The organism is Oscillibacter sp. (genome assembly GCF_032060045.1).
Classification (GTDB): domain Bacteria; phylum Bacillota; class Clostridia; order Oscillospirales; family Oscillospiraceae; genus Oscillibacter.
The window spans coordinates 1-4407 of the sequence record NZ_DAMBZJ010000071.1 but is presented as its reverse complement, the minus strand read 5'-3'; the positions used below and the strand labels follow the sequence as shown (position 1 = coordinate 4407).

The 4407-nt window shown below is 41.6% G+C and carries 5 protein-coding genes; 3 read left to right on the top strand and 2 right to left on the bottom strand.

Annotation, left to right across the window (positions count from 1 at the left end; translation table 11 throughout):
• Positions 1-394 precede the first annotated feature (394 nt).
• The 3 genes from RT018_RS15585 to RT018_RS15575 all read left to right on the top strand — a co-directional run bounded on the left by RT018_RS15585 (position 395) and on the right by RT018_RS15575 (position 1428).
• Positions 395-586, top strand: coding sequence for a DUF1540 domain-containing protein (locus RT018_RS15585; protein ID WP_312943230.1), 192 nt, complete (start codon positions 395-397; stop codon positions 584-586).
• Positions 587-679: 93 nt separating this feature from the next.
• On the top strand, positions 680-1030 hold the full coding sequence (locus RT018_RS15580) for a TSUP family transporter (RefSeq protein ID WP_312943229.1): 351 nt from the start codon (positions 680-682) through the stop codon (positions 1028-1030).
• Positions 1027-1428 carry a sulfite exporter TauE/SafE family protein gene (locus RT018_RS15575; protein ID WP_312943228.1) on the top strand — a complete coding sequence of 134 codons (402 nt, stop codon included), beginning with the start codon at positions 1027-1029 and terminating at the stop codon, positions 1426-1428. Before RT018_RS15580 ends, RT018_RS15575 begins: the two co-directional genes overlap by 4 nt.
• A 420-nt stretch (positions 1429-1848) precedes the next feature.
• On the opposite strand, the gene RT018_RS15570 is transcribed toward RT018_RS15575, so the two are convergent.
• Positions 1849-3366 (bottom strand): reverse transcriptase/maturase family protein, encoded by a 1518-nt coding sequence (locus tag RT018_RS15570; protein ID WP_312943227.1) that lies wholly within the window; start codon positions 3364-3366, stop codon positions 1849-1851.
• A gap of 473 nt (positions 3367-3839) precedes the next feature.
• Positions 3840-4407, bottom strand: a 568-nt coding sequence (locus RT018_RS15565) for an ImmA/IrrE family metallo-endopeptidase (RefSeq protein WP_312943226.1), incomplete at its 5' end; no start/stop codon positions are given.

Genomic DNA, 4407 nt, shown 5'->3' with positions numbered 1-4407 from the left:
GGTTGCCCCCCTGCTGACCGACGCCATTCGCGCCGTCAAGGCCGGAAAGTAAAAACTCGCGAGGAAATCCATCGCGTAATATACCACTGCGAAGAGGCTCCGCCACTAGCTACTGCTAGGAGGCGGGGCCTTTTCGTAGCCGGGGTCGGATCTTCCAATCATGGTATGGTCGGCAAACCCTTACACTGTGTTTTTAATAAAATTTTGAAGGGGAAGCGGGAGGCAGATGCCTCCCCTTTTTGTTTTTAAGCCTGTTTGCATATAATTTTTTTAGCATAAAAAGAACACCCGTGCACAGACTATTTACGGCGAAAGCCAAAGGATCGTCGGTTGTGTCGAAAATCGCGGCAGAACCGACAGTCCTTCAAAACTCTTTTCATCGGGAGGCTTTTTTATGATGAAGGACATGACCAACTGCGGCAGCGAATGTACCCCTAACACCAGCGTGAAATGCACTGTCAACAACTGCGCTCATCACTGCCAGGACAAGCAGTACTGCGGGCTGAATGCCATCTCCGTGGGCACCCATGAGTCTAACCCCACCGAGAGCAAGTGCGTGGACTGCGAAAGCTTCAAGCTGAAGTAAGTCAGCGTTAAGTCAGCCGCTTGCGGCCCCATCCGCAAGCTTCCCGAAGGCTTTGCCTTCGGGAATACATAGAAATCAGGGGGTGTGGCCGACATGAATGAGAAGTGGCGGGGACAAATCGCGGGCGCGGCAGCCGGGCTTGCAAACGGCCTGTTCGGCGGCGGCGGTGGAATGGTATTTATTCCGGTGATGAGCAGGTCCTCCTTGAAAAAACAAACGTTGTACGCCACCTGCGTGGCGGTAATTTTTCCTATCTGCGCGGTGTCGGCGGGAGTGTATCTTTTGCGGGCGGAACTGTCCTTGAAAACCGCCCTGCCATATTTGCTGGGCGGCCTTGCCGGGGGAATTATAGGCGGGCGGCTTTACGGAAAAATTTCAGCCAAGTGGCTCAAGCGGCTGTTTGCCGTTTTTCTTTTTTATGGAGCGGCGAGGTATCTGCTGTGAAATGGCTTCTGCCCTTTTTTTGCGGGTTGGGAGCCAGCATTCTCTCCGCATGGGGCGTGGGCGGGGGCACACTGCTGCTGCTGATAATGACGCTGTTTCTGGGCGTGGACCAGCGGACGGCGCAAGGCATCAATCTGCTGTTCTTTCTCCCAACCGCGGCTGCCGCGCTGGTGTTTCACTGGAAAAACGGATTTTTGGATAAGCCCACGCTGAAACGCGCCGTTCCCTGGGCAATCGTATTTGCCCTTGGGGGCGCATGGACCGCCACGGCGGTGGATGTGGAGCTGCTGCGCAGGCCCTTTGGTGTTTACCTGCTGGCTTCCGGCATTTCGCTGCTGTGGCCCCGAAAAAAAGAACCGAAAGAACCGCCGGAAAACGACTCGAAAAAAAAATTGTAAATTCTGTTCTTTAGTTTGATCCGAACGTACTTTTTAAATCAAACACTGCGTAAAAAAACCACGGGGGAAAATACGAGTAGTCATAAAGACAACATGTGAACCCAGGGTCAAGGCAAACTGAATACGCGAAAACACGCCTTAGATATTAACAATCTAAGGCGTGTTTTCAATCAACCTGAAAACCGCAAGGTGTCATTCGATCGGATCGCAAACTCCAAATAGGGTATGCATTTTTTATTTTGATACACCTATTTATAATTTAGCGTCAACGGAATAATTCCAAGATGATCTGGTGTGGTCAATATAACTCGAAAGGCAATCTTGACTTACTATAGCTTTATAAAGTTTCTTGCGATTATCAACCAAAGCCTTTCGATCTTCACAGCACCCAGATTTCTTTGATTTGCAGTTGCAATAATACTATTTCCCCTTAATCTCGTCTCTTTTTCGCCTGATTTTCAACATGTGTCGTTTTGTATCACGAGTAATAGGTTCAACAATAGTAGCGTCTGCGGGATTAAATATTCTATCAGCTTTCACAACGTAAGAGAAAAAATTCCCGCTTTTATACGGATTATTTTTATCCTTCTTAATTACTTTTTGTGGGAGTAGAGATTCATCATATTGCCCGTTGCGACCTTTTTGTGTGTATGTATTGTATAGCTCATTACAACTAATTATTTTCCCATTTTTAGTGCGCCCGCCACTATTAATTATGAAATTCAGCTTGCGATACATGCGATAATAATATTTAGATACTGTCTTTGGTCTTACTCTTACTTCTTTTCCATCAAAAATAAATCCAAGATAATCAATATAACTTGTAAAATGGTGGTTTTCTTGTGAGATGTTAGTTATCGTCTTGTTTTCATAAGAATAAAGCTGCGTTTTATCTGTTTGAAGATCAATTCCACTGGTATTGGCTACAAGACCAAATACAAACTCTTTTACATTATGCAGTGATGCTCCACAGCTATTGGGAATGATAATAATAAAATCATCACTATATCTAAGATATAATCCGTTCAACTCCCGCACATATTTTTCTATTTTTTCGTCAAATTCTATCATATAGACATTTGACAAAACTGCACTAATTGCAGATCCCTGAGGTATTCCACGAATTGTCCGGTTTTCATCGTCTGCACTCGGCACATTTTTTTCGATACAATCCTTTTTGTATTTTTTGAACTGCTCTTTTGTTAATACTAAATCTTGTCCATTAAGAGCTTTAATTTTTTCGTCTAATTTGGCAAGCCACTCCCTGGCTTTACGAGTTTTACCAGTTTCAGCTTCTTCACGTGCTTTCTTTAGGCTATCTAACTCTTCTTTAGTTATTAACGAGTTGATTTTCAAAAGGCTCATTAAATCCCATTTTGAATATTTTGTTATATTCTTAAAAACTGCATACCAATCTTCGCTCAAAGTAATGATTCCCAGAACCTTACACAAGTTTTTCTTTAGATATTTATGATCTAAATTATCGAAAAATCCAGTAAAGTCACCAACCATAATGTTACAATCTTCATTTCTAATAAAGTCAATAGCTTGCTTTGCAAAATGAATATTGTTTTTGTGTAAATTGGTGCGATACGCTACAACAGAATCCGAAAATCCGTATTTCGCAACATATTCATTATATTTTTCATTTAGTAAAAAACCATAGTACTGATAAATACAACGGTCAATGTGTGCAGAATAACATATGGGGCGGATTTTCTTTTTTACGCCTGTTTTTTCTGGATTCCCCTTTTCGTAGTTCTTTTTAGAAAATTTATAGAAAATCTGGTCGTAATGTATGAAAGGGAAAAAGCTGTGTGACGCGATGCTATTTGGATTAGTTATGTACTCCCATGCAGAATTCAAACCAAACTTTGCATCAAAATGTGCGTATCCCGCAGGTTTACTGTTTTTCTTCTTCCATTCTATAATATCCATAATCTCACCCTAAAATCGCAATACCCACCAGCATGGAGGACAGTGTTCCTAAACTGGTGGGTATAAAATCAACTTAATATTCACTTTTCCTCTATAAGAGTTCTTATGTAGTGCCTATCAACTGTCCAAATCTGCGTTAATCAATAATTATGTTATAATGAATATAATCACAACTATGGAGGTGTTTCTTATGATAAACTACCAATATTCTTTCTCCTTTGTGGAAATTGAACAGCTGAACGGCATTCTTGCGAATATCGTCAGTGTAATTATCAATAGTATTGTCAGTAGCACAATCAGCCTTGGTCTGGAATATGCAATAAAGTATATTTGCAAGAATGCCGTTCAGCTCTTGACAACAATCCTCTTCCTTCACACCGTATGTTGTATGAAGCTGATTATATTTTATAACAGATTTTGCAAGCCGTCAACAGCAAGAGTGTATTATTAACAATTTATTTGCAATATTTTTCTCAACTTTTCACAACAGATAGGGTCGCATTATAGTTTTTGAAGAACACTGTCATTTCTTTTGACGGTGTTTTTTCTTGCTGATAATTGCTTTGCCATGCCTCATTTGGAATTTTGATATATGTATTTTGTGGCGGCTTAACACTCTCTGTAAAACACTTGTGTGCAATACTTTTGCTTGGGACTTTACTGTGTCGTTTGGGCAATATTATCTGGCAATTTGGTGATCTTACAGACCACTGGACTAAACTATTCTCTGCCCAAACAACCATAAAACTTCCTTGTAAAAACACAATGGTACGAATTGCTGCCGCCGGAATTGAGGTTTGAAAGTTGGCTGCGATGCCACTAATAGTAGAAAAATCGTAGTTGTCATCACTAACAAACAGTTTCATTTTGTCCTGTGGCAATAAAAAAGATGCTGCAAATCGGTTTGCTTCTACCTCGTAGGGCTTATTCTTTTTGTCAGTGGTGAAGATATCACTGCTGCTACATTCAAACTTCTCACCGGGGTGTCCTAAGGCAACACCGTACAACGGCATAAAGAATCCACGCAATCTGCCAGAGGTG